At 71.0% G+C, this 21,738-nt stretch carries 22 protein-coding genes and 1 tRNA gene; 16 read left to right on the top strand and 7 right to left on the bottom strand.

Going from position 1 to position 21,738, the window contains the following annotated elements; translation table 11 throughout:
• Positions 1–63 precede the first annotated feature (63 nt).
• Together AB0N27_RS14135 and AB0N27_RS14130 are read left to right on the top strand one after the other, a co-directional pair.
• Positions 64–519: a DUF4383 domain-containing protein gene (locus AB0N27_RS14135; protein WP_364368344.1), complete on the top strand. Its 456-nt coding sequence runs from the start codon at positions 64–66 to the stop codon at positions 517–519.
• Positions 520–714: 195 nt separating this feature from the next.
• Complete coding sequence (locus tag AB0N27_RS14130; RefSeq protein WP_364368341.1) at positions 715–1,191, top strand: DUF4383 domain-containing protein; 477 nt, start codon at positions 715–717, stop codon at positions 1,189–1,191.
• Positions 1,192–1,197: 6 nt separating this feature from the next.
• Here the strand turns inward: AB0N27_RS14130 and AB0N27_RS14125 are convergent, their stop codons facing one another.
• Positions 1,198–1,884, bottom strand: a complete 687-nt coding sequence (locus AB0N27_RS14125; protein WP_364368338.1) for a TetR/AcrR family transcriptional regulator — start codon at positions 1,882–1,884, stop codon at positions 1,198–1,200.
• A 223-nt stretch (positions 1,885–2,107) separates the two neighbouring features.
• A complete protein-coding gene (locus tag AB0N27_RS14120; protein ID WP_364368335.1) occupies positions 2,108–3,070 on the bottom strand; it encodes an acyl-CoA desaturase in 963 nt (320 codons plus the stop codon).
• A gap of 301 nt (positions 3,071–3,371) precedes the next feature.
• Here AB0N27_RS14120 and AB0N27_RS14115 point away from each other — a divergent pair.
• From AB0N27_RS14115 to AB0N27_RS14080, 8 genes are all read left to right on the top strand, one after another.
• Positions 3,372–3,443, top strand: a tRNA-Gln gene (locus AB0N27_RS14115).
• Positions 3,444–3,550: 107 nt separating this feature from the next.
• The gene (gene glmU, locus AB0N27_RS14110; RefSeq protein ID WP_364370707.1) at positions 3,551–5,086 is read left to right on the top strand and encodes a bifunctional UDP-N-acetylglucosamine diphosphorylase/glucosamine-1-phosphate N-acetyltransferase GlmU; all 1,536 of its coding nucleotides are present in this window, start codon (positions 3,551–3,553) and stop codon (positions 5,084–5,086) included.
• A 57-nt stretch (positions 5,087–5,143) separates the two neighbouring features.
• Positions 5,144–6,124: a ribose-phosphate diphosphokinase gene (locus AB0N27_RS14105; protein WP_139584190.1), complete on the top strand. Its 981-nt coding sequence runs from the start codon at positions 5,144–5,146 to the stop codon at positions 6,122–6,124.
• A gap of 361 nt (positions 6,125–6,485) precedes the next feature.
• On the top strand, positions 6,486–7,181 hold the full coding sequence (locus AB0N27_RS14100; protein WP_364368332.1) for a 50S ribosomal protein L25/general stress protein Ctc: 696 nt from the start codon (positions 6,486–6,488) through the stop codon (positions 7,179–7,181).
• Between the two features lie 94 nt (positions 7,182–7,275).
• A complete protein-coding gene (gene pth / locus AB0N27_RS14095) occupies positions 7,276–7,866 on the top strand; it encodes an aminoacyl-tRNA hydrolase (RefSeq protein ID WP_364368329.1) in 591 nt (196 codons plus the stop codon).
• 134 nt (positions 7,867–8,000) lie between these two features.
• The gene (locus AB0N27_RS14090; protein WP_364368326.1) at positions 8,001–8,831 is read left to right on the top strand and encodes an inositol monophosphatase family protein; all 831 of its coding nucleotides are present in this window, start codon (positions 8,001–8,003) and stop codon (positions 8,829–8,831) included.
• 75 nt (positions 8,832–8,906) lie between these two features.
• Entirely contained in the window at positions 8,907–9,818 is a 912-nt protein-coding gene (cysD, locus tag AB0N27_RS14085) for a sulfate adenylyltransferase subunit CysD (protein ID WP_364368323.1), read from the top strand.
• Between the two features lie 74 nt (positions 9,819–9,892).
• The gene (locus AB0N27_RS14080) at positions 9,893–11,146 is read left to right on the top strand and encodes a GTP-binding protein (protein WP_364370704.1); all 1,254 of its coding nucleotides are present in this window, start codon (positions 9,893–9,895) and stop codon (positions 11,144–11,146) included.
• Positions 11,147–11,254: 108 nt separating this feature from the next.
• Here the strand turns inward: AB0N27_RS14080 and galK are convergent, their stop codons facing one another.
• Positions 11,255–12,424: a galactokinase gene (galK, locus tag AB0N27_RS14075; protein ID WP_364368320.1), complete on the bottom strand. Its 1,170-nt coding sequence runs from the start codon at positions 12,422–12,424 to the stop codon at positions 11,255–11,257.
• A complete protein-coding gene (galE, locus tag AB0N27_RS14070) occupies positions 12,421–13,422 on the bottom strand; it encodes a UDP-glucose 4-epimerase GalE (protein WP_364368317.1) in 1,002 nt (333 codons plus the stop codon). The genes galK and galE overlap by 4 nt, the downstream gene beginning before the upstream one ends.
• Positions 13,423–13,597: 175 nt before the next feature.
• Between galE and AB0N27_RS14065 the strand changes: the two genes are divergently transcribed.
• The 6 genes from AB0N27_RS14065 (at position 13,598) to AB0N27_RS14040 (ending at position 18,274) form a co-directional block, all read left to right on the top strand.
• Positions 13,598–14,710 carry a hemolysin family protein gene (locus AB0N27_RS14065; RefSeq protein ID WP_364368314.1) on the top strand — a complete coding sequence of 371 codons (1,113 nt, stop codon included), beginning with the start codon at positions 13,598–13,600 and terminating at the stop codon, positions 14,708–14,710.
• 33 nt (positions 14,711–14,743) lie between these two features.
• Entirely contained in the window at positions 14,744–15,769 is a 1,026-nt protein-coding gene (gene trpS / locus AB0N27_RS14060) for a tryptophan--tRNA ligase (RefSeq protein ID WP_364368312.1), read from the top strand.
• 27 nt (positions 15,770–15,796) lie between these two features.
• The gene (locus AB0N27_RS14055) at positions 15,797–16,366 is read left to right on the top strand and encodes a 2'-5' RNA ligase family protein (RefSeq protein WP_364368309.1); all 570 of its coding nucleotides are present in this window, start codon (positions 15,797–15,799) and stop codon (positions 16,364–16,366) included.
• Positions 16,367–16,446: 80 nt separating this feature from the next.
• Complete coding sequence (locus tag AB0N27_RS14050) at positions 16,447–17,370, top strand: YhjD/YihY/BrkB family envelope integrity protein (RefSeq protein WP_364368306.1); 924 nt, start codon at positions 16,447–16,449, stop codon at positions 17,368–17,370.
• Between the two features lie 11 nt (positions 17,371–17,381).
• A complete protein-coding gene (locus AB0N27_RS14045; RefSeq protein WP_139582818.1) occupies positions 17,382–17,756 on the top strand; it encodes a GntR family transcriptional regulator in 375 nt (124 codons plus the stop codon).
• Between the two features lie 80 nt (positions 17,757–17,836).
• Positions 17,837–18,274 carry a hypothetical protein gene (locus AB0N27_RS14040; protein WP_364368303.1) on the top strand — a complete coding sequence of 146 codons (438 nt, stop codon included), beginning with the start codon at positions 17,837–17,839 and terminating at the stop codon, positions 18,272–18,274.
• Positions 18,275–18,283: 9 nt separating this feature from the next.
• On the opposite strand, the gene AB0N27_RS14035 is transcribed toward AB0N27_RS14040, so the two are convergent.
• From AB0N27_RS14035 to AB0N27_RS14025, 3 genes are all read right to left on the bottom strand, one after another.
• Entirely contained in the window at positions 18,284–18,655 is a 372-nt protein-coding gene (locus AB0N27_RS14035; protein ID WP_364368300.1) for a VOC family protein, read from the bottom strand.
• Positions 18,656–18,859: 204 nt separating this feature from the next.
• Positions 18,860–20,494 carry a glycoside hydrolase family 13 protein gene (locus tag AB0N27_RS14030; protein WP_364368298.1) on the bottom strand — a complete coding sequence of 545 codons (1,635 nt, stop codon included), beginning with the start codon at positions 20,492–20,494 and terminating at the stop codon, positions 18,860–18,862.
• A 74-nt stretch (positions 20,495–20,568) separates the two neighbouring features.
• Positions 20,569–21,615: a LacI family DNA-binding transcriptional regulator gene (locus AB0N27_RS14025; protein WP_364368295.1), complete on the bottom strand. Its 1,047-nt coding sequence runs from the start codon at positions 21,613–21,615 to the stop codon at positions 20,569–20,571.
• Between the last annotated feature and the right edge of the window lie 123 nt (positions 21,616–21,738).

Below are 21,738 nucleotides of genomic sequence, written 5' to 3'. Positions count from 1 at the left end.
CACACCGCCACATGCGGGACAATCGTCGGCGACACCTCACCCCACGGCGTTGGAGACTCAGACATGGCCCACACCCCCGTCAACCACCCCGCGCGGCCGATCTACCGGGCGATCGGCGGGCTGACCGGTCTGTACCTGGTGGTCTTCGGTGTGCTCGGCATCATCGCGAGCGCCGGCAACGAGATCCTCGCGCAGGATGACACGAAGGTTCTCGGCCAGGGCACCAACCTCGGCTTCTCGCTGCTCAGCGTGCTGCTCGGGGTCGTCGTGCTGATCGGCACGGGTCTCGGCCGCAACATCGACGTGGCGATCAACCAGTGGCTGGCGTACGCCCTCATGGTGATCGGCCTGGCCGGTCTCGCGTTCATCCGGACCGACGCGAACATCTTCAACTTCAGCATCACCACTGTGGTCGTGGTGCTCTCGGCCGCCCTGGTGCTGCTCATGGTCGGCATGTACGGCAAGGTCGGGTCGGACGAGGAGGCGGAGGCCTTCCAGAAGGCCCGCCTGGTGCTCTGAGGTTGCTGTTGCGGTTTTCGCCGGAGCCCGAGCTGCTCCGGGCGGTCAGGCTTGATCCCTGCGCAGCTCGGGCTCCGGCGAAAACCTGACCTGGTCCAGCCTTTCGGCGGACGCCTCGGCTTTGTGGTTCCTCGAACAGTTGGCGCTGTCTCGAGGGACAATCCTCCTGAATCGGTCAATTCAGGGGGTCTGGGTATGCCGCACTTTCCGGTGAACCATCCGGCTCGGCCGATCTACCGGGTCCTCGCCGGTCTGATCGGCGTCTACATCCTGGTCTTCGGAGTCTGGGGTGTCGCCGAGACGTTGGGCGACCCGCTCTTCGACAGGGGCAGCCACTGGGCGCTCGGACTGCGCACCAACCTGGCCTTCTCGCTCGCCTCGGTGGTCTTCGGGGTGGTCCTGATCATCGGGGCGTCCCGGCGCACCAACCTCGGCCACTACATCAACCTCACCGCCGGTGTGGTTTTCCTGGCGACCAGCATCCTGATGATGTCGGTGCTCCAGACCGAGGCGAACTTCCTCAACTTCTCGATGTCGACGGTGGTCGTGTCGATGCTGTTCGGGTTGGTCCTGCTCGGCACCGGCCTGTACGACAAGGTGGGCCCCCCGGAACACGCCGAGGCGGAACTGGAACTGCGCAAACACCCGGTGGCCGACTCCCACCGCCGCTGAACGGGGTCAGCCGCGCCTAGTGGTGATCAACGTCGGCTTCGCCTCCAGGTGCGACAACCCGTTCCACGCCAGGTTGACCAGATGCGCCGCCACCGTCTCCTTGCGCGGCTTGCGGACCTCCAGCCACCAGCGGCCGGTCAACGCCACCATGCCCACCAGCGCCTGCGAGTACAGCTCGGCGAGCTTCGGGTCGTACCCGCGGCTCTTGAACTCGGCGCCCAGGATGTGCTCGACCTGGTGTGCCACGTCGTTCATCACGCTGCTGAAGTTGGCGGTGCCGGACATCAACGGCGACTCGCGGACCAGCACCCGGAACCCGCTGGTCTCCTCCTCGATGTAGCCCAGCAGGGCCAACGCCGCCTGCTCCAACAGCTCCCGGGGGTGCCCTGCGGTCAGCGCCGTGGTGATCCGGTCCAACAGGGCCCGGACCTCCCGGTCCACCACCACCGCGTAGAGGCCCTCCTTGCCGCCGAAGTGCTCGTACACCACAGGCTTGGAGACCTTGGCGCGGGCCGCCACCTCCTCGATGGAGGTGGCGTCGAAACCCCGCTCGGCGAAGAGCTGCCGGCCAGTCGCGATCAACTGCTCCCGCCGCTGGGCCGCCGGCATGCGGACCCGGGGGGTGGGCTTGGCCTTCGGTGCCGGGACCGGCGGCGTCGCCCGGCCGTTGGCACCGTCACTGACCTCGGACATGTCGCCGCCTCGCTGGCGCTTGGTGACGCCCTGCCGTGGGATGGTGCCTCCGTCGTGCCCGTTCACGTCGTCGCCTCACCGGCGGGCGGTCCAGCCGCCCCGCCACGCCGTCCGACCGTGCCCGGATCGGGCTCGGCTCCCCGTCTGCCGAGCCGTCCGGTCCCCCCGCGTCGCTCGGTCACCCGGCCATCCTGCCAGGCGGCCTCCCCGTGCACCGCCCGCTTTACTGCGTTGCGACGGGCTTCACCAGCTTGGCCTCGAGGCGCTCCGGCTTCGGCCAGCGCACCTGCGAGGCCGCGCCGACCTTCTCGAACAGCCAGATCACCCGGGCGGAGATGTCCACCTGGCCGCGCAGCACGCCGTGCCGGGCGCAGGTCGGGTCCGCGTGGTGCAGGTTGTGCCAGCTCTCGCCGAAGGACAGGATCGCCAACGGCCAGAAGTTCGAGGCACGGTCACCCTGACGCATCACGAACGGGCGCTCGCCGTACACGTGGCAGACCGAGTTGATCGCCCAGGTGACGTGGTGCAGCAGGCCGATCCGGACCAACCCGGCCCAGAAGAACGCGGTGAGCGCGCCCTGCCACGACCAGGTGATCAGGCCGCCCATCACCGCGGGGCCGAGCAGCGAGATGGCGACCAGCACCGGGAAGAGCCGGTCCACCCGGCTGATGTCGCGGTCGGCGATCAGGTCCGGTGCGAACCGCTGCCGGTTGGACAACTCGCGCCGGAACAGCCAGCCCACATGCGCGTGGAACAGGCCCCGGGTCAGCGCCCAGAAGCTGGTGCCGAAGCGCCACGGCGAGTGCGGGTCACCCTCCAGGTCGGAGAAGGCGTGGTGCCGACGGTGGTCGGCCACCCACTGGATGATCTCGCCCTGCACCGCGAGCGAACCCGCGACGGCCAGCGAGGCGCGCAGCCAGCGCTTGGCCTTGAACGACCCGTGGGTGAAGTAGCGGTGGAAGCCGACCGTGATGCCCAGCCCGGACACCACGTACCAGACCAGGGCGATGATCACGTCGGTCCAGCCCAGCCAGCCACCCCAGGCCACCGGGACGGCGACCAGCAGGGCCACGAAGGGGATCACCACGAACGCCCAGAGGGCGGCCAGGATCCCGGAGGACTGGCTGCCGTCGGTGAGCGGTTTCGGGCCGGGGGCGGCGGTGTTGGGTTCGAGCACGGTGGTCATGAAACCTCGCAGAGGGGGGAGAAAGCGATCACGAAGCTACGCCTACGTCACCGTAACTTACGGCACCGTAGATCGCACGGGGAAGTTCCAACAGGCCCCGACAAGCTGCCCAAACAACCAGGGCAGAAGCCTCTGGCGCCGGGTGGCCGACAGCGTCTCGTCTCGTCCGGGCCGCTCGCGGTTAGGTTCCCCGCGCCTGTCGAGTCGGGCGGGACGAAATGAGCCGTGGCGTCCGGCGCTCGGGGCGCTAAGGTGTAGCGCGGGATGCCCATCCCCTGATGCGACACGCTCATGTCGCTGATCGGCCGTGGTGTAATTGGCAACACCCGGGTCTTTGGTACCCGTATTTCAGGTTCGAACCCTGGCGGCCGAGCTGCTCCCCAAAGTCCGTTTTAGGTTCTACTGGGGGTAAGAGGGAACCGTGCCGGGCCCCGTGGTTAGCATGGCCGCGAGAGTGTCCGCCGTCCCGACGGGAGCCACATCGTGCCCCAGCCCCACAGTCGTACCGTCGTCGTGCTCGCCGCCGGTGAGGGCAAGCGGATGAAGTCGACACTGCCCAAGGTGCTGCATCCCCTGCTCGGTCGTACGCTGCTCGGCCACGTGCTGAGCGCGGCCGCGCCGCTGGCCGCGGACCGCACCGTCGTGGTGGTGGGGCACGGCGCCGACCAGGTCCGGAGCCACCTGGGCGAGATCGCCCCGGACGCCACCCCCGTGCTCCAGGCCGAGCAGCTCGGCACCGGTCACGCCGTACGCATCGCGCTGGAGGCCGTCCCGGAGGGCGCCGGCACCGTCGTGGTGATCAACGGGGACGTGCCGCTGCTGCGCCCGGAGACGGTGGGCGCGCTGGTGACCGCACACGAGGAGGCGGCCGCCGCGGCGACGGTGCTGGCCGCCGAGGTCCCCGACCCGACGGGCCTCGGGCGGATCGTCAGGGACGCCGACGGGCGGCTGGAGCAGATCGTCGAGGAGCGCGACGCCGACCCGACGCAGCGCGCCATCCGGGAGATCAACGCCGGGATCTACGCGTTCGACGCGGCGCGGTTGCGCGATGCGCTCGGCAAGCTCTCCACCGACAACGACCAGGGCGAGGAGTACCTGACGGACGTCTTCGGCCTGCTGCGCTCGGCCGGGGAGCCGGTCGCGGTGCACGTGGCCGCCGACCACGTCGAGACGTTGGGCTGCAACGACCGGGTGGAGCTGGCGTCGCTGCGGGCTCTGCTGCGTGACCGGGTCAACGAGGCGTGGATGCGCACCGGGGTGAGCCTGCTCGACCCGGCGACCGCCTGGATCGACGTGACCGTCGCGCTGGACCGCGACGCGGTGGTCGACCAGAACACCCAGCTGCGCGGCGCCACCGTTGTCGGCTCCGGCGCGCTGATCGGCCCGGACGTCACGCTCGTCGACACGATCGTCGGTCCGGGGGCGTCGGTGGTCCGCAGCCACGCCGTCGGCGCCGAGGTCGGCGAGGGCGCCAGCGTGGGGCCGTACGCGTACCTGCGGCCGGCGGCGCGACTGGCCGGCAAGGCGAAGGTCGGCACCTTCGTCGAGGTGAAGAACTCGCAGATCGGCGCCGGCTCGAAGGTGCCGCACCTGACGTACGTCGGCGACGCCACGATCGGCGAGCAGACAAACATCGGGGCCGCCTCGGTCTTCGTGAACTACGACGGGGTCAACAAGCACCGCACGGTGATCGGCAGCCACGCCCGTACGGGAGCGGACAACATGTTCGTGGCGCCGGTCGAGGTGGGCGACGGCGCGTACACGGCGGCCGGCTCGGTGATCGTGGACGACGTGCCGGCGGGCGCGATGGGTGTCGCCCGGGCGCGCCAGCGCAACATCGAGGGCTGGGTGGTGAAGCGGCGGGCCGGTACGGCGGCGGCCGAGGCCGCGCAGCGGGCCGGCGACGCGAAGGGTGCGTCGGATGTGGCACCCGCCGCAAGCGACAGTGAGGCAATGCACGGGCGGGCCGAGACGGTGGGCGGTGCGTCCGGCGCGGGAGATACTGCAACCGACTAGTCCCCGACCCACCACCACCGGGCCGGGTACCGCCGACAAACGGGAGCAGACGGGCCCATGGGCAGCATCGTCGCCGAAAACCGCAAAAGCCTGATGCTCTTCTCCGGACGGGGTTTTCCGGAGCTGGCCAAGGAGATCGGCGAGGTGCTCGGCGTGGCGCCGACGCCGGCCGACGCGTACGAGTTCGCCAACGGCGAGATCTTCGTACGCTTCAAGGACTCGGTGCGTGGATCGGACGCCTTCGTGGTGCAGTCCGTGACGCACGGGGTGAACACCTGGGTCATGGAGACCCTGATCATGGTGGACGCGCTGAAGCGGGGTTCCGCCAAGCGGATCACCGTGGTGTTGCCGTTCTACCCGTACGCCAGGCAGGACAAGAAGCACCGTGGTCGGGAGCCGATCTCGGCCCGGCTCGTGGCGGATCTGCTGAAGACGGCAGGCGCGAACCGGATCCTCACCGTCGATCTGCACACCGCGCAGATCCAGGGCTTCTTCGACGGCCCGGTGGATCACCTCTTCGCGATGGACATCCTGGCGGAGTACGTGGAGCACCGGTACGCCGGCCGGCCGATGACCGTGGTGGCACCGGATTCGGGGCGGGTACGGGTGGCCGAGCGGTGGACCGACCGGCTGGGCGGCTGCCCGCTGGCGTTCATCCACAAGACCCGCGACCCGATGAAGCCGAACCAGGTGGTGGCGAACCGGGTGGTCGGTGAGGTGGAGGGCCGGGTCTGCCTGATCGTGGATGACATGATCGACACCGGTGGCACGATCGCCAAGGCGGCGGACATCCTCAAGGAGTCGGGCGCGGCGGAGATCGTGGTCGCCTCCACCCACGCGCTGCTGTCCGATCCGGCGATCGAGCGGCTGAAGAACAGCTCGATCAGCGAGATCGTGGTGACCAACACGCTGCCGTTGCCTCCGGAGAAGCAGCTGGACAAGCTGACAGTGCTGTCGATCGCGCCGCTGCTGGCGCGGGCGATCCGGGAGGTGTTCGACGACGGTTCGGTGACCACCCTCTTCGGTGGCCTGAGCTGAGCTGAGCTGAGCTGAGCTGAGCTGGGCGTGCGGGCCCCGTTTTCGCCAGTCGCCGTGCCGGTACGGGTCCGGACTGACAAACTGGTCGAAACGGGGCCGACTCGCTGGCGGGAACACCGCCGGCGCGCCGGCCTGGAGCTGTGATCGGGGACTGCCGGAAACCGTGGAATCAGCTCGGGTAGACTGGTGCGGTTGCCACGGCGAGGGTGCCCGGCGGGCCGCTGAATAGCGCCGCACGGAGGCACCGTCATCGACGCGGTGCTCCGGGCAGTCGTTCATGACGCATGAGCCCCAGCGAGCCCCTCGCCCCAGCACCGCCAGACGACAAGCCGCCGCAGCGAAAAGCATCAGGAGTTTCCCCGTGTCCGAGGTAAAGATCAGCGCCGAGCCCCGTACCGAGTTCGGCAAGGGTGGTGCCCGCCGTACCCGCCGGGCCGGCAAGGTGCCCGCCGTGCTGTACGGCCACGGCGAGAAGCCCAAGCACATCGCGCTGCCGTCGCGGGAGTTCGCCGCCGCGATCCGCAAGGGTGGCGCCAACCAGCTCTTCGCGATCGACATCACCGACGGCACCCAGGTGCTGGCGCTGCCGAAGGCGATCCAGCGTGACCCGATCAAGGACACCTTCGAGCACGTCGACCTGCTGCTGGTCCGTCGCGGCGAGAAGGTCACCGTCGAGGTTCCGGTCCAGCTGACCGGCGAGGCCGCACGGGACACCCTGATCGTGCACGACCACGACACCCTCTCGGTGACCGCCGACGCCACCAAGGTGCCGGACCACCTCGAGGCGTCGATCGAGGGCCTGGAGGCGGGCACCCTGGTGACCGCCGGCGATGTCGACCTGCCGGCCGGCGTCGAGCTGGCCGCCGACTCGGAGCTGACCGTCGCCTCGGTGACCGCCGCCCCGACCGCCGAGCAGCTCGAGGCGACGCTGCCCGAGGTCGAGGTTGCCACCGACGAGGCCGAGGCCGAGGTCGGCGAGACCACCGAGGGCTCCGAGGGCGCGGACGCCCCGGCCGCCGAGGGCGACGAGGCCGCCGAGGCGCGTACCGAGGCCTGATCGGTTCGTACTGTGCGACAGGCGTCCCCGGAGGATCGGGGGCGCCTGTCGGCGTATCGGGAGTCGGTGGGACGGGCGTCGGAGGGGACGGGTCGTGACGGACGAGGCGGGGCCGTGGCTGGTCGTCGGCCTGGGCAATCCGGGCCGGGAGTACGCCGGCAACCGGCACAACGTCGGGTTCATGGTGGCCGACCTGCTGGCCGGTCGGGTGAGCGCGCGGTTCGGTAGGCACAAGCGGGCGGTCGCCGAGGTGGCCGAGGGGCGGCTGGGTTTCGGGGGGCCGAAGCTGGTGCTGGCCAAGCCGTTGACGTACATGAACCTGTCAGGTGGGCCGGTGGCGGCGCTGTCGCAGTTCTACAAGGTGCCGCCGGCGCAGGTGGTCGCGGTGCACGACGAGCTGGACATCGGTTTCGGCCAGGTGCGGGTCAAGTGCGGCGGCGGCGAGGGCGGGCACAACGGCCTGCGCTCGATGTCGAAGTCGTTGGGTACGAAGGACTACGTCCGGGTGCGGTTCGGCGTCGGCCGGCCACCGGGGCGGCAGGACCCGGCGGATTATGTGCTGTCGGATTTCGGCACGGCGGAGCGCAAGGAGCTGGATTTCCTGGTGGACCGTGCTGCCGACGTCGTGGAGTCGGTGATCCTCAAGGGCGTGGAGCCCACCCAGAACCTCTACCACGGGGCCTGAGCCGGGCGGGGCGTACCGGATCAGCCGCACCGGGCCGGTAGTCTGCGCCTCTTGGCGGGCCGCGACCGGCGAGTGCCTCGCGGTGGGTGCCCGTGCGGGCATGGACCGCGGCGAGGTGACGGGAGCGGACACAGATGGGCAGTCCTCCGATGATCGACGGCGCGTTCGCCCGGTGGCTGGCGGCCCGGGCCGGTCAGGCGTTGCTCGACCTGCGTACGGAGTTGGGCTTCACGGACGCCGGCGCGCTCAAGTCGGCCGGGGACAAGGTGTCGCACGACCTGATCCGTACGGAGCTGGCGAAGTGGCGGCCGGGCGACGCGGTGCTCTCCGAGGAGGACGAGGGGTCGCGGCTGGCCTGGGCGGCGGAGGTCAACGCCGGGGCGGTGTCGCGGCTGACCGCCGACCGGGTGTGGATCGTCGACCCGTTGGACGGCACCCGGGAGTTCGCCGAGGAGGGCCGCTCGGACTGGGCCGTGCACATCGCGCTCTGGGCGCGCAACGCGCCGAGTCCGCAAGGGCTGGTCGCCGGGGCTGTGGGTCTGCCGGCGCAGCACCGGGTGCTGGGCACGGACTACCCGCCGGCGTACCCGCCGATGACTGTGGAGGCGGCCACCGCGGGTGCCCGGGTGATCCGGTTGGCGGCGAGCCGGAGCCGGCCGCCGGTGTTCCTCACCGACCTCGCCGAGGACGTGGGGGCGAAGCTGGTGCCGATGGGGTCGGCCGGAGCGAAGATCGCCGCGGTGGTCACCGGTGAGGTGGACGCGTACATCCACGCCGGCGGTCAGTACGAGTGGGACTCGGCGGCGCCTGTCGCTGTGGCGACGGCCACCGGACTGCACGCTTCCCGGATCGATGGTTCTGCGCTGAAATACAACGAGGCGGATCCACGCCTGCCGGACCTGCTGGTCTGTCGCAAGGATCTCGCCACCCGGTTGCTTGCAGCGCTGCAGAGACATTCCGGGTAGCCTGAGCGGACTTTCTTGACATGCCCGACCGGAAAGGTCTGGAAATCGGATGAGCGAGCGAATCGAGCCGGTGTCATGACCACGCCCGCCGCCTACCGGGTCTCCCACCTGGACACCCTGGAGGCGGAGAGCATCTTCGTGATGCGCGAGGTGGTCGCCGAGATGGAACGCCCGGTGCTGCTCTTCTCCGGCGGCAAGGACTCGATCGTCATGCTGCGCCTGGCGCAGAAGGCGTTCGCCCCGGCCAACATCCCCTTCCCGGTCATGCACGTCGACACCGGGCACAACTTCCCCGAGGTCCTCGAATACCGCGACCAGCGGGTCGCCGAGCTGGGGTTGCATCTCGTGGTGGCGAGCGTGCCGGAGGCCCTGGCCAGCGGCATGGTCCGCGAGTCCGGCGACGGGATGCGCAACCGGATCCAAACGCCGGTGCTGCTGGACGCGGTGGAGAAGCACCGCTTCGACGCGCTGTTCGGCGGGGCCCGCCGGGACGAGGAGAAGGCCCGCGCCAAGGAGCGGGTGTTCAGCTTCCGTGACGAGTTCGGCCAGTGGGATCCGAAGAACCAGCGGCCGGAGCTGTGGTCGCTCTACAACGGCCGGCACCACCCGGGCGAGTCGATCCGGGTCTTCCCGCTGTCGAACTGGACCGAGCTGGACGTGTGGCACTACATCGCCCGCGAACGCATCCCGCTGCCGTCGATCTACTACGCGCACGAGCGCGAGGTGATCGAACGGGACGGGATGTACTACGCGGTGAACGAGTTCTTCCGCCCCCGCGCGGGTGAGGAACGGTTCAAGGCGCAGGTGCGCTACCGCACCGTCGGCGACGCCTCCTGCACCGCGGCGGTCCGCTCCGACGCGGACACCGTGGAGAAGGTCATCGAGGAGGTCGCGGCGACCCGGATCACCGAGCGCGGCGCGACCCGTGGTGACGACCGGGTCAGCGAGGCCGCCATGGAGGACCGCAAGCGGGAGGGCTACTTCTGATGACCACCGAGATCGTGGCGTCCGCGAATGCGGAGGACCGGGCTGTCACCGGGACCGGGCCGGAGGCCCGGCCCATGGACCTGCTGCGCTTCGCCACCGCCGGCAGCGTCGACGACGGCAAGTCGACACTCATCGGCCGGCTGCTCTACGACACCAAGTCGCTCTTCACCGACCAGTTGGCCGCGGTGGAGGCGGTGAGCGCGGCCCGCGGCGACGAGTACACCAACCTGGCGCTGCTCACCGACGGCCTGCGCGCCGAGCGGGAGCAGGGCATCACCATCGACGTGGCGTACCGGTACTTCGCCACGCCCCGGCGCAAGTTCATCATCGCCGACACTCCGGGGCACATCCAGTACACCCGCAACATGGTCACCGGGGCGTCCACGGCCGACCTGGCGTTGATCCTGGTGGACGCGCGCAAGGGTCTGGTCGAGCAGTCCCGCCGCCACGCGTTCCTGTGTTCCCTGCTGCGGGTGCCGCACCTGGTCCTCTGCGTCAACAAGATGGACCTGGTCGACTGGTCGCAGGAGGTCTTCGAGCGCATCGCCGACGAGTTCACCGCGTTCGCCGCGAAGCTCGACGTGCCGGACCTGACAGTGGTGCCGATCTCCGCGTTGCGCGGCGACAACATCGTGACCCGCTCGGAGAACATGCAGTGGTACGAGGGTCCGTCGCTGCTGCACCACCTGGAGCGGGTGCACATCGCGAGTGACCGCAACCTCGTCGACGTCCGGTTCCCGGTGCAGTACGTGATCCGTCCGCAGTCCACGACTGTGACCGACTACCGCGGCTACGCCGGCCAGGTCGCCTCCGGCGTGCTCAAGCCTGGTGACGAGGTGATGGTGTTGCCGTCCGGCTTCACCAGCCGGATCGCCGCGGTGGAGACCGCCGACGGGCCGGTCGCTGAGGCGTTCCCGCCGATGTCGGTGACGGTACGACTGGCCGACGAGATCGACATCTCCCGGGGTGACCTGATCTGCCGCCCGAACAACGCGCCGGCGGTGGCCCAGGACATCGAGGCGATGGTGTGCTGGATGGACGAGACAGCCCCGTTGCGGGTCGGCGGCAGGTACGCGATCAAGCACACCACCCGTTCGGCGCGGGCGATAGTGCGTGGGCTGCATTACCGGCTCGACATCAACTCGCTGCACCGGGACGAGTCGGCGGACGAGTTGCGGCTCAACGAGATCGGTCGGGTGCGGCTGCGCACTACTGTGCCGCTGCTGGCCGACGAGTACCGGCGCAACCGCACCACCGGAGGCTTCGTCATCATCGACGAGACCACCAACCGCACGGTGGGCGCCGCCATGATCGTCGAAGCCAGCTAGCGCCGCCCGCCCGCCCCCACCGCTCCCCACCCTCGACCTCGCCGGTGATCAAGAGGTTTGCGTCAGAATCCGGGCTCGGACTGACGCGAACCTCTTGATCAACACGGGTCAGTCGAGGCGGGTGGCACCGGGGGCGGGGAGGACCGTCAGGGTGTTCGGGGCGGTGTAGCCCCGCTCGGCGTAGGCGGCCGTGACGGCTGCGGCCACCGCGTCGGACCGGTCGGTCTCGACCAGCGCCAGGACGCAGCCGCCGAAGCCACCGCCCGTCATCCGGGCCCCGAGCGCGCCTGCCGCCAGCGCCGCCTCGACCGCGGTGTCGATCTCGGGCACGGTGATCTCGAAGTCGTCGCGCATCGAGACGTGCGAGGCGGTGAGCAGCGGGCCGATGTCCCGTACGCGGCCGGCGCGCAGCAGCGCCACAGTGTCCAGCACCCGCTGGTCCTCGGTGACCACGTGCCGGACGCGACGTCGGGTCTCCTCGTCGTCGATCCGGGCCAGCGCGGCGTCGAGCTGGTCGACTGACACGTCCCGCAGCGCGGCTACGCCGAGCGCCTTCGCACCCGCCTCGCAGGACCGGCGACGGGCCGCGTACTCGCCGTCGGCGTGCCGGTGTGGCGCCCGACTGTCGACGACGAGCACGGCCAGGCCGGCGGCGTCCAGGTCGAAGGGGATCTGCTCGACGGACTCGTCGCGGCAGTCGAGGAAGAGCGCGTGCCCGGCCCGGCAGCGGATCGACGCGGACTGGTCCATGATCCCGGTCGGGGCGCCGACGTAGACGTTCTCGGCCCGCTGCGCCAGCCGTGGCAGTCGCTCGGCGGGCAGGTCCAGCCCACCGAGGTCGAGCAGGGCGGTGAGGACTGCCGACTCCAGGGCGGCCGAGGACGACAGGCCCGAGCCCAGCGGCACGTCGGACGCGATCGCCAGGCGGGCACCGGGGACGGCGTGGCCGGCGTCGCGCATCGCCCAGACCACCCCGGCGACGTACGCGCCCCAGCCGGTGACCCGACCCGGCTCGGCCACGTCGTCGGCGCCGAAGGTGATCGTCTCGTCGGACAGCTCGGACCAGACCGTCCACTGCTCGCCGTCCTGCCGGTCGGCGGCGACGACGGTCCGCAGCGGCAGCGCGAAGGGCAGCACGAACCCGTCGTTGTAGTCGGTGTGCTCGCCGATCAGGTTGACCCGGCCGGGGGCCGCCCAGCGGCCGGCCGCGTCGCCGCCGTACCGGCTGGTGAAACCCTCGGCGGCCCGTGCGGCGACGTCGCCGGTGGGGTTTGTCACGGTGCCTCCTCGGTTGGCGGCTGCTCCAGGACGTGCGCGCGGTAGAAGGCCCAGGCGTCGCCGACCATGTCGTGCAGGGTCGGCTTCTGCGGCACCCAGCCCAGTTCGTCGCGGGCCAGCGCGGAGGAGGCGACCAGCTCGGCCGGGTCGCCCTCGCGGCGTGGGGCCACCTCGACCGGCAGGGGTTGCCCGGTGACCTCGCGGACCACGTCGACGACCTGGCGGTTGGTGAAGCCGTTGCCGTTGCCCAGGTTGTAGATCCGGTGCTGGCCGGCGGTGGCGGCGTCCAACGCCAGCAGGTGGGCGCGGGCCAGGTCGGCGACGTGGATGTAGTCGCGGACGCAGGTGCCGTCCACAGTGGGGTAGTCGTCGCCGAAGAGCTGGAGCTTCTCGCGCCGGCCGGCCGCGACCTCCAGCGCGATCGGGATCAGGTGTGTCTCCGGGTCGTGCCGTTCGCCGAGTGGGACGGTGCCGTCGAGGTACGCCCCGGCCACGTTGAAGTAGCGCAGCGAGACCGCGGCCAGCCCGTGCGCGACCGCCTCGGAGGTGAGCGCCATGTCGGCGGCGAGTTTCGTGGCGCCGTACGTGTTGGTGGGCGCCTTGACTGCGGTTTCCGGGATGGGCAGTTCGGTGGGGTTGCCGTAGACGGCGGCGGTGGAGGAGAAGACCATCCTGGGCACCCGGGCAGCCCGTACGGCGTCGATCAGGGCGAGCGTGCCGACTGTGTTGTTCTGCCAGTACAGCTCGGGCTTGACCATCGACTCGCCGGCGGCGATCAGGGCGGCGAAGTGCAGCACGCCGTCGAAGCCGGCCTCGGGGGTGACGATCCGTGCGGCGTCGTGGATGGACGCCTCGACATGGGTGGCGTCGGGGGCGAGTGCCTCGCGGTGGCCGGTACGCAGGTCGTCCAGGACGACGACGTCGTGCCCCGCGTCCAGCAGCATCCGGGTCACCACGCTGCCGATGAAGCCGGCGCCCCCGGTGACGAGCAGTTTCACGTCGTTGCCTCCTGATTCGACCCCGCCCGGGGCTGGCCCTTCGGTGATCACCCTACGGCTGCGGCGGACACCTCGAACGAGCGTGCCGCCAGCACCATTCCATCATAATCCTTCACGATCGAACAGACTCGCACAATCCCGGTGGAGTGGGCCGCCGGTGTCTACCATCTCTGTCATGCGGGAAGCGGCCCGTGCCGGGCTCCGGCGACGCGCGCGGGGGCGGCCCCGCCGCGACCCCGGCCCGCTCGCGCGGGCAGTCGCCCGGGTGCTGGTCCGTACCGCCGACGGCGCCAGCCGCCTTGTCACCGACCTGCTCGGCGCCGGCCCGGCGGCCGGCCGGGAACGCATCACCGAAGACGAACTGCGGGACCTGGTGGCGGCGAACACCGTGCTCGACCCGGACGAGCGGCGGATCATCGACGAGGTCCTGGTTGCCGGCGCCAGCCTCGTCCGCGAGGTGATGATGCCCCGCACCGAAGTGGTCTTCCTCCCCGCCCGACTGACCATCGCCGAGGCCGCCCGGATCGTCCGCGCCGAGACGCACACCCGCTATCCGGTCACCGACGGCACCCACGACGACGTGGTGGGCTTCGTGCACCTGCGCGACCTGCTGCTGCGCCCGGACGTCGACAGGTGCGCCACTGTCGGCGAGCTGAGCCGCGAGGTGAAGCGGCTGCCCGGCAGCAAACGGGTGCTTGCCGCGCTCACCGAGATGCGCCGCGAGGGCCAGCACCTGGCCGTGGTGGTCGACGAGTACGGCGGCACGGCCGGGATCGTCACCCTGGAGGACCTGATCGAGGAACTGATCGGCGAGATCCACGACGAGTACGACGCCGCCCCCGACCCGGTGCACCCCGGTCTGCCCGCCGTGGTGGACGGACGACTCAACCTGTCCGACTTCGCCGAGCGGACCGGTGTGGTGCTGCCCGCCGGGCCGTACGAGACGGTGGGTGGCTTCGTGATGGCCGCGCTGGGGCGGCTGCCGGTCACCGGAGACGAGGTGCCGGTGCCCGCTGAGCCGGTCGACGCGGGTGCTCCCGACCCGCCCGGCGGCTGGTCGCTGCGGGTGCTGGCGTTGGACGGACGGCGGGTGGCCCGTCTCGCGGTCGCCGCCGTGCGGACCGTGGAGCAGCGGCAGGACGTCGTCGGCGGGAACCCTCGGGATCCGGTGGCGGGGCAGCGGGGCCGCGCCCCGGCCCGGCCGACCCGCCGGGAGGACGCGGGGGAGCCGTACGAGGTCAACGCCCCCGCACCGGCGGGCCGGGGCCGACCCGCCGGCCCGTCATGACGGACCGGGTTGCTTGCTGACAGAATTATCGCCATGTCCGACGTACCCGCCCGTCCCCGCGTCTTCTCCGGCATCCAGCCGACGGCCGACTCGTTCCACCTCGGCAACTACCTCGGGGCGGTACGGCACTGGGTGGCCCTTCAGGAGACCCACGACGCGTTCTACTGCGTGGTGGACCTGCACGCCATCACCGCTGGGCACGACCCGGCGGTGCTGCGGCAGCGGACCAGGGTGGCGGCCGCGCAACTCTTCGCGGTCGGTCTGGACCCGGAGCGCAGCACCCTGTTCGTGCAGTCGCAGGTGCCCGAGCACCCGCAGCTGGCCTGGGTGCTCGGCTGCATCACCGGCTTCGGCGAGGCCAGCCGGATGACGCAGTTCAAGGACAAGTCGCAGAAGCAGGGCAACGAGCGGGCCAGCGTCGGGCTCTTCACCTACCCGATCCTGCAGGCCGCCGACATCCTGCTCTACCAGGCCAACGCGGTGCCGGTCGGCGAGGACCAGCGCCAGCACCTGGAACTCTCCCGGGATCTGGCCCAGCGGTTCAACTCGCTGTTCGGTACGACGTTCACGGTGCCGGCGCCGCACATCGTCAAGGACACCGCGAAGATCACCGACCTGCAGGAGCCGACGGCGAAGATGTCCAAGTCGTCGTCCTCGCCGGCCGGCATCATCGACCTGTTGGACGACCCGGCCCGTTCGGCCAAGAAGATCCGCTCGGCGGTGACCGACACCGGCCGGGAGATCGTCTTCGACACCGAGACCAAGCCCGGCGTATCCAACCTGCTGACCATCCACTCCGCGCTCAGCGGTCGCGGCATCGACGAGCTGGTGGCCGCGTACGCCGGTCGCGGTTACGGCGACCTCAAGAAGGAGCTGGCCGAGGTGGTGGCGGAGTTCGTCCGCCCGATCCAGGAGCGCACCCGCACGTACCTGGACGACCCGGCGCAGCTGGACAAGCTGCTCGCCGCCGGCGCCGAGAAGGCACGGGCGGTGGCCGGGCCGACGCTGCGGTCCGCGTACGAGCGGGTCGGTTTCTTCCCGCCGGTGCGCGGCGAATAGCGCCGCGGGACAGGTGGGGGCGGGTCGGTGGCCGAGAAGGCGGCGCGGAGCGTGGATCGCAGTGGCGGGGTGCCGCCCGCCGGCGACACCATCCAGATCGGCATCGCGGTGGACATCCCGGAGCCGTGGGGCGGCCAGCTCACCCGGCGACGGATCGAGGCAGGTGACCCGCTCGCGGTGCCCGCGCACGTGACGCTGCTCGGGCCGACCGAGATCCCGACGGCCAACCTGCCCGCCATCGAGCAACACCTGGCCGCCGTCGCCGCCGCGCACCTGCCGTTCGCGCTGCACCTGCGGGGCACCGGCACGTTCCGTCCGGTGACGCAGGTGGTCTTCGTCGCGGTGGCCGCCGGGATCAGCGAGTGCGAGCTGCTGGCCGCGGCCATCGCCGCCGCGCCGGGCCTGCACCGTCAGACCCGCTTCCCGTACCATCCGCACGTCACCGTCGCGCAGGACGTCGCGCCCGAGGCACTGGACAAGGCGTACGAGGATCTTGCCGACTTCTCGGCGATGTTCGAGGTCGAGGCGTTCACCCTCTTCTCGCACAGCGGGCAGGCCCGGTGGCAGCCGCGTCGGGACTTCCGGCTCGGCGACTGACCGGCCGGCGACGCGCCGGTCGGCGAGCATCGCAAGCCGGGTTGCCACTACGGCGGTGAAAGATCGGCGAGGATGATCGCGTGAACGTGATCGGCCAGATCGAGGCGGGCATCGACCGCTGGGTGAGTGCCGCGCGTGGCCGCTCCGGTCTCTTCGACCACCTGTGGCGGGCCGGAACGCTCTACGGCGAGGTGCTGGCCGGGCGGCTGGCGGCGGCGATCGCCTACTACGGCTTCTTCGCGGTGTTCGCCCTCGCCCTGGTCGCGTACTCGATCTTCGGCGCGATCCTTGAGGACAACGACGAGGTGAGCGCGGCGGCTGCCGGCTTCCTCAAGGAGAACCTGCCGTTCCTCGACGCGCAGCAGATCGCCAACTCCAGCGGCACGGTGGGCGTGGTGGGTCTGGTCATCCTGGTCTTCACCGGGATCGGCTGGGTGGAGGCGATCCGCTCCTCGCAGCGACTGATGTACGCGCTCAACCAGCAGCCCGGCAACCTGGTGATCCGACGGCTTGTCGACCTCGGGGTGATGATCGGCGTCTTCGTGCTCCTGGGCGTCTCGGTGGCGGCCGTGGACGCGCTGGAATCGCTGCTGCGCTTCCTACTGCGCAGCACCGGATCGGTGGGGCTGACCACTGTCAGCGCGGTGCTCAGCGTGCTGGTCAACGCGGTGCTCGCCACCGCCCTGCTGCTCGCGGTGCCCCGGCTGCGGATGAGCCGGTCCCGACTGCGGCCGGTGGTGCTGCTCGTCGCGATAGGCATCACGCTGCTCAACACCGTGGGCCGCTACTACGTGGTGCGCACCGAACGGAACCCGGCGTACACGGTGGTGGCCGGCGCCGTCGGTCTGCTGCTCTACCTCTACCTGCTCAACCAGTTGGTGTTGTTCGGGGCCGCGCTGCTCGCGACCAGCACGAACGGGCGGGTGGTGGACCTGGCGGAGGGCGCTCCGGCGGCGAAACTCGACGAGGACACCGATCCCGGTACGCCGGGCGGCGCGGGCTGATGGCGGAGGGTGTGCAGGTGCTGATCTCGGTCGACCCGGACTCGTCGGTGCCCCCGTACGAGCAGGTACGCGTGCAACTCGCCGAGTTGATCGGCGACGGTCGGCTACCGGTGGGCAGCCGACTGCCCACCGTCCGGCAGCTCGCCGCCGACCTGCGGCTGGCCGCGAACACGGTGGCCCGGGCGTACCGCGAGCTGGAGACGGCAGGTCTGCTGGAGACCAGGGGGCGCAACGGCACCTTCGTCGCTCCGGGCCGGGACGACGCGGTGGACCGGCTCCAGCGGGCTGCCGCCGGCTACGCGGCCGAGGCGGCCCGGCTGGGCGTACCGCCCGCCACCGCCCTCGCGCTGGTCCGTGCCGCTCTGGACGCGGCCCGCCCCGGCTGACCGCCCCGGATCGGTCGCCGGACGGGCGGTCCTGCGGGGAAACCGTGTCCGGCGCTCGCGTTCGCGGCGATGATGAGCCGGTGGGCGCACTCATGACACTTGACCTGCCGGCCGACTCGCCGCTGCTCGGGCTTCCGTGGATCATCACCTTCGGCCCGCTCGGCGATCTCGACGAGTGGGAGCCGGTGGTCTGCGGGCCGTACGAGCGGCCGCACGCGCTGGCGCTGGCCGAGGCGGTGGTGGCCGATGAGCAGCTGATGGCGGTGGTGGAACCACTGCTGCCGGCGCTGTCCGCCGACGAGATCCGCAGCGAGATCGCCGCAGCGCAGGTCGCCGCCGAGGACGAGGCCAGTCAGGTCGAGGGGGCCGACCTGTACGGCGACTTCGAGGACGTGATCGACGAAGAGTTGGACGCCGCCGCCGACGAGGCGGGTCACGGCGAGCCCGCCGAACCGCCGGACGAGGCCGAGGTACGCGAGGGCTTCACCCGGATCGCGGCGCTGCTCACCGCGAAGTGACGCGCCTGCTCAGCGGGTCGGCGGGCCGTCCAGCACGCAGAACTCGTTGCCCTCGGGGTCGGCGAGGACGGTGAACCCCTCGGTGCCGGTCTGCCCGACGTCGACGTGCCGTGCGCCGAGGTCGACGAGGCGTCGTACCTCGGTCTGCGGGTCGTCGTCGGCGACCAGGTCGAGGTGCAGACGGTTCTTGCCCCGCTTGGAGGTGCCGGAGCCCTGCAACCAGATGGTGGGCGCGGGCCCGGACGGCTGCCCCGACGGCCACAGCTTGGCGCTGCCGTCGTCGCCCTGTTCGACCTCGTAGCCGAGTGCCGCCGACCAGAACGCGACCATCAGGTCCAGGTCCTCGACGTCGATCGTGCACTGTGCCACGCGTACCGCCATGGGTCACCTCCGGAGCGTCGGTGCCCGGTGCGGTACCCACGGCGGCGCCGCCGCACACGTCGGCGCAGACGGACACCGGCGCCGCGCGGAGTCAACTCCGCGTGGCGCCGGCGCCACCTCACCCCCCACCACAAGGGGCCGGTAGCCCAGTCGCCCGTTGGCGCGGGGCACGACGGACGACCAGGTCGAGAACGGGTTACCCGCTCAGCGGCGTTCCAACCAGGCGGCGGCGTCAACTCCGAGCAGATGGCCGGAGCCCTGCCCGGTGAGCGTGTCGCTGGCGACGACCGGCTGGCCGTACCCGTCGATCAGGACCGGCGCTCCGCTGAGGTTGACCACGCAGGTCAGCACCGCTTCGCCGTTGGCGCGGGAGAAGGCGAGCACGCCGGGGCCGGTCTCCAGCCAGGTGACCCCACCGGCGTCGGAGGCGAGCGCCGGATGGTCGCGGCGGATCCGCAGCGCGGTCCGGTACAGCTCCAGCGTCGAGCCGGGCACGCCGGTCTGCGCGGCGACGGACAGCGCCCGCCAGGTGGCGGGGGCGGGCAGCCAGCTCAACTCGCTGCCGGCCGGGCCGAAGCCGTACGGCGCCAGCTCGCCGGTCCACGGGATGGGCACCCGACAGCCGTCGCGGCTCTCGCCGGTGCGCAGGAACGCCGGGTCCTGGCGCAGTTCGTCGGGCAGGTCGAGCACCTCGGGAAGGCCCAGCTCCTCACCCTGGTAGAGGTAGGCGCAGCCGGGCAGGGCGAGCATCAGCAGGCTGGCCGCGCGGGCCCGGCGCAGACCCTCGGCCCCGTCGCCGTAGCGGGTGACGTGGCGCTGCTTGTCGTGGTTGGACAGCACCCAGGTGGTGGGTGCGCCGACCACTGTCGCCTCAGCCAGCGCGGTGTCGATCACCTTGCGGAACGAGTCGGCCGACCAGGTGGCGTCCAGGAAGTCGAAGCTGAACGCCTGGTGCAGCTCGTCCGGGCCGATGTAGCGGGCGAGCCGCTGCGGGGTCTCGGCCCACGCCTCGGCCACCGCCATCCGGCCGCCGGGGTAGCTGTCCAGGATGGGCCGCCAGGCACGGTAGATCTCGTGCACCTCGTCCTGGTCGAAGTAGGGCAGGCGGCCCTTGCCGAGCAGTTCGACCTGACGCTGGCCGGTGGTCATCGTGCTGAAGCCGACGTCCGGCAGCCCCTCGGCCTTGATCATGCCGTGGGCGACGTCGATGCGGAAGCCGTCCACGCCCCGGTCGAGCCAGAACCGCAGCACGTCCTCGAACTCGGCGCGGACCTCCTGATGACGCCAGTTGAGGTCCGGCTGGGCCGGGTCGAACAGGTGCAGATACCACTGGCCGTCGGCGACGCGGGTCCAGGCCGGGCCGCCGAAGATGCTCTCCCAGTCGTTCGGCGGCAGCTCCCCCCGCTCGCCCCGACCGTCGGCGAACAGGTAGCGGGCCCGCTCCGGTGAGCCCGGGCCGGCGGCGAGGGCGTCGACGAACCAGCGGTGCGCGCTGGACGTGTGGTTGGGCACCAGGTCGACGATGATCCGCAGGCCGAGGGCGTGCGCGTCGGCGATCATCGCGTCGAAGTCGGCGAGCGTACCGAACATCGGGTCGACGTCGCGGTAGTCGGCGACGTCGTAGCCGCCGTCGACCATGGGGGACGTGTAGAACGGGGTCAACCAGAGCGCGTCCACCCCGAGGTCGTGCAGGTACGGCAGGCGTTGCCGGATCCCCTGGAGGTCGCCGACGCCGTCGCCGTCACTGTCGGCGAAGCTGCGGACGTACACCTGGTAGACGACCGCGGCGCGCCACCAGTCGTCGGCGGGGTGGGTCGGGGTGGCGGTGCTTGCGGTCATCGGTTGACGTTCCCCGTCTGTCTCGTGCTTGGGCGCGACTGTCTGAGCAATATGCCGGCCGCGCCCTGCAAGAGTCAAGCAGATCTTGCGTAAGGGAATCGCACAGCAGCCGGGGCGACAGCCGTCGAACCGCGCACCACCAGCTCCGGGCGGAACAGGTACTCCGAGTGCGGGGCGCCGTGCCCGTTGATCTCGTCCACCAGGGCCCGGACCGCCGCGACAGCCATCGCGGTCACCGGCTGGCGCATGGTGGTCAGCGGCGGGTCGGTGAAGGCCATCAACGGCGAGTCGTCGTACCCGAGCACGGAGAGGTCACCCGGAACGGTCAGGCCGCGCTGCCGGGCCGCCCGGACCGCGCCGAGCGCCATCAGGTCCGAACCGCAGACCACCGCGGTGACGCCACGGTCGAGCAGGCGGCCGGCAGCCGCCTCGCCACCCTCCACACCGAACAGTGACAGCTCGGCGAGCGGGCCCAGGTCGGCCTCGGCCACGCCGGCCAGCCGGGTCATCGCCGCACGCCAACCGGCCACCTTGCGCCGCACCGGGACGAACCGGTCCGGGCCGGTGATCAGGCCGATCCGCCGGTGGCCGAGTGCGACGAGGTGGGCCACGGCCAGTTCGGCGGCCTCGCGGTCGTCGCAGGAGACGAAGGGCGCGCCGATGCCCGGCACGTACCCGTTGATCATCACGACCGGCAGCGGGCGGGCGATCAGCGCCCGGTAGCGGTCGTGGTTGGCGGCGGTGTCGGCGTGCAGGCCGGAGACGAAGACGATGCCGGAGACCTGCCGGTCCAACAGCATCTCCACGTACTCGTCCTCGGTGACGCCACCTGCGGTCTGGGTGCACAGCACAGGTGTGAACCCACTCTGCGCCAGGGTCGATTCGATGACCTGCGCGAAGGCGGGGAAGATCGGATTGTCCAGCTCCGGCACGACCAGGCCGACCAGCCCGGCGCTGCGCTTGCGCAGCCGGGCCGGGCGCTCGTAGCCGAGAACGTCGAGGGCGGTGAGGACGGCCTGTCGGGTCTCCGGGGCTACGCCGGGGCGGTCGTTGAGCACCCGCGACACCGTGGCCTCGCTGACTTCGGCCTGTTGGGCGATGTCGGACAGTCGAGCGCGCATGGCGGCACTTTAGCCCACGGGCAAGTTCTTGCGGTGACCTTTGCAAGCGCTTCCATTATCTGCAACGTCTTGCTAACGTCCCCGCAACATACGCAAGCTGCGGCGCAGCACGTCTGCGCCGGT

It is taken from the genome of Micromonospora sp. NPDC093244, assembly GCF_040683695.1.
Classification (GTDB): Bacteria; Actinomycetota; Actinomycetes; order Mycobacteriales; family Micromonosporaceae; genus Micromonospora.
This window is presented reverse-complemented; position numbering and strand designations above follow the sequence as displayed.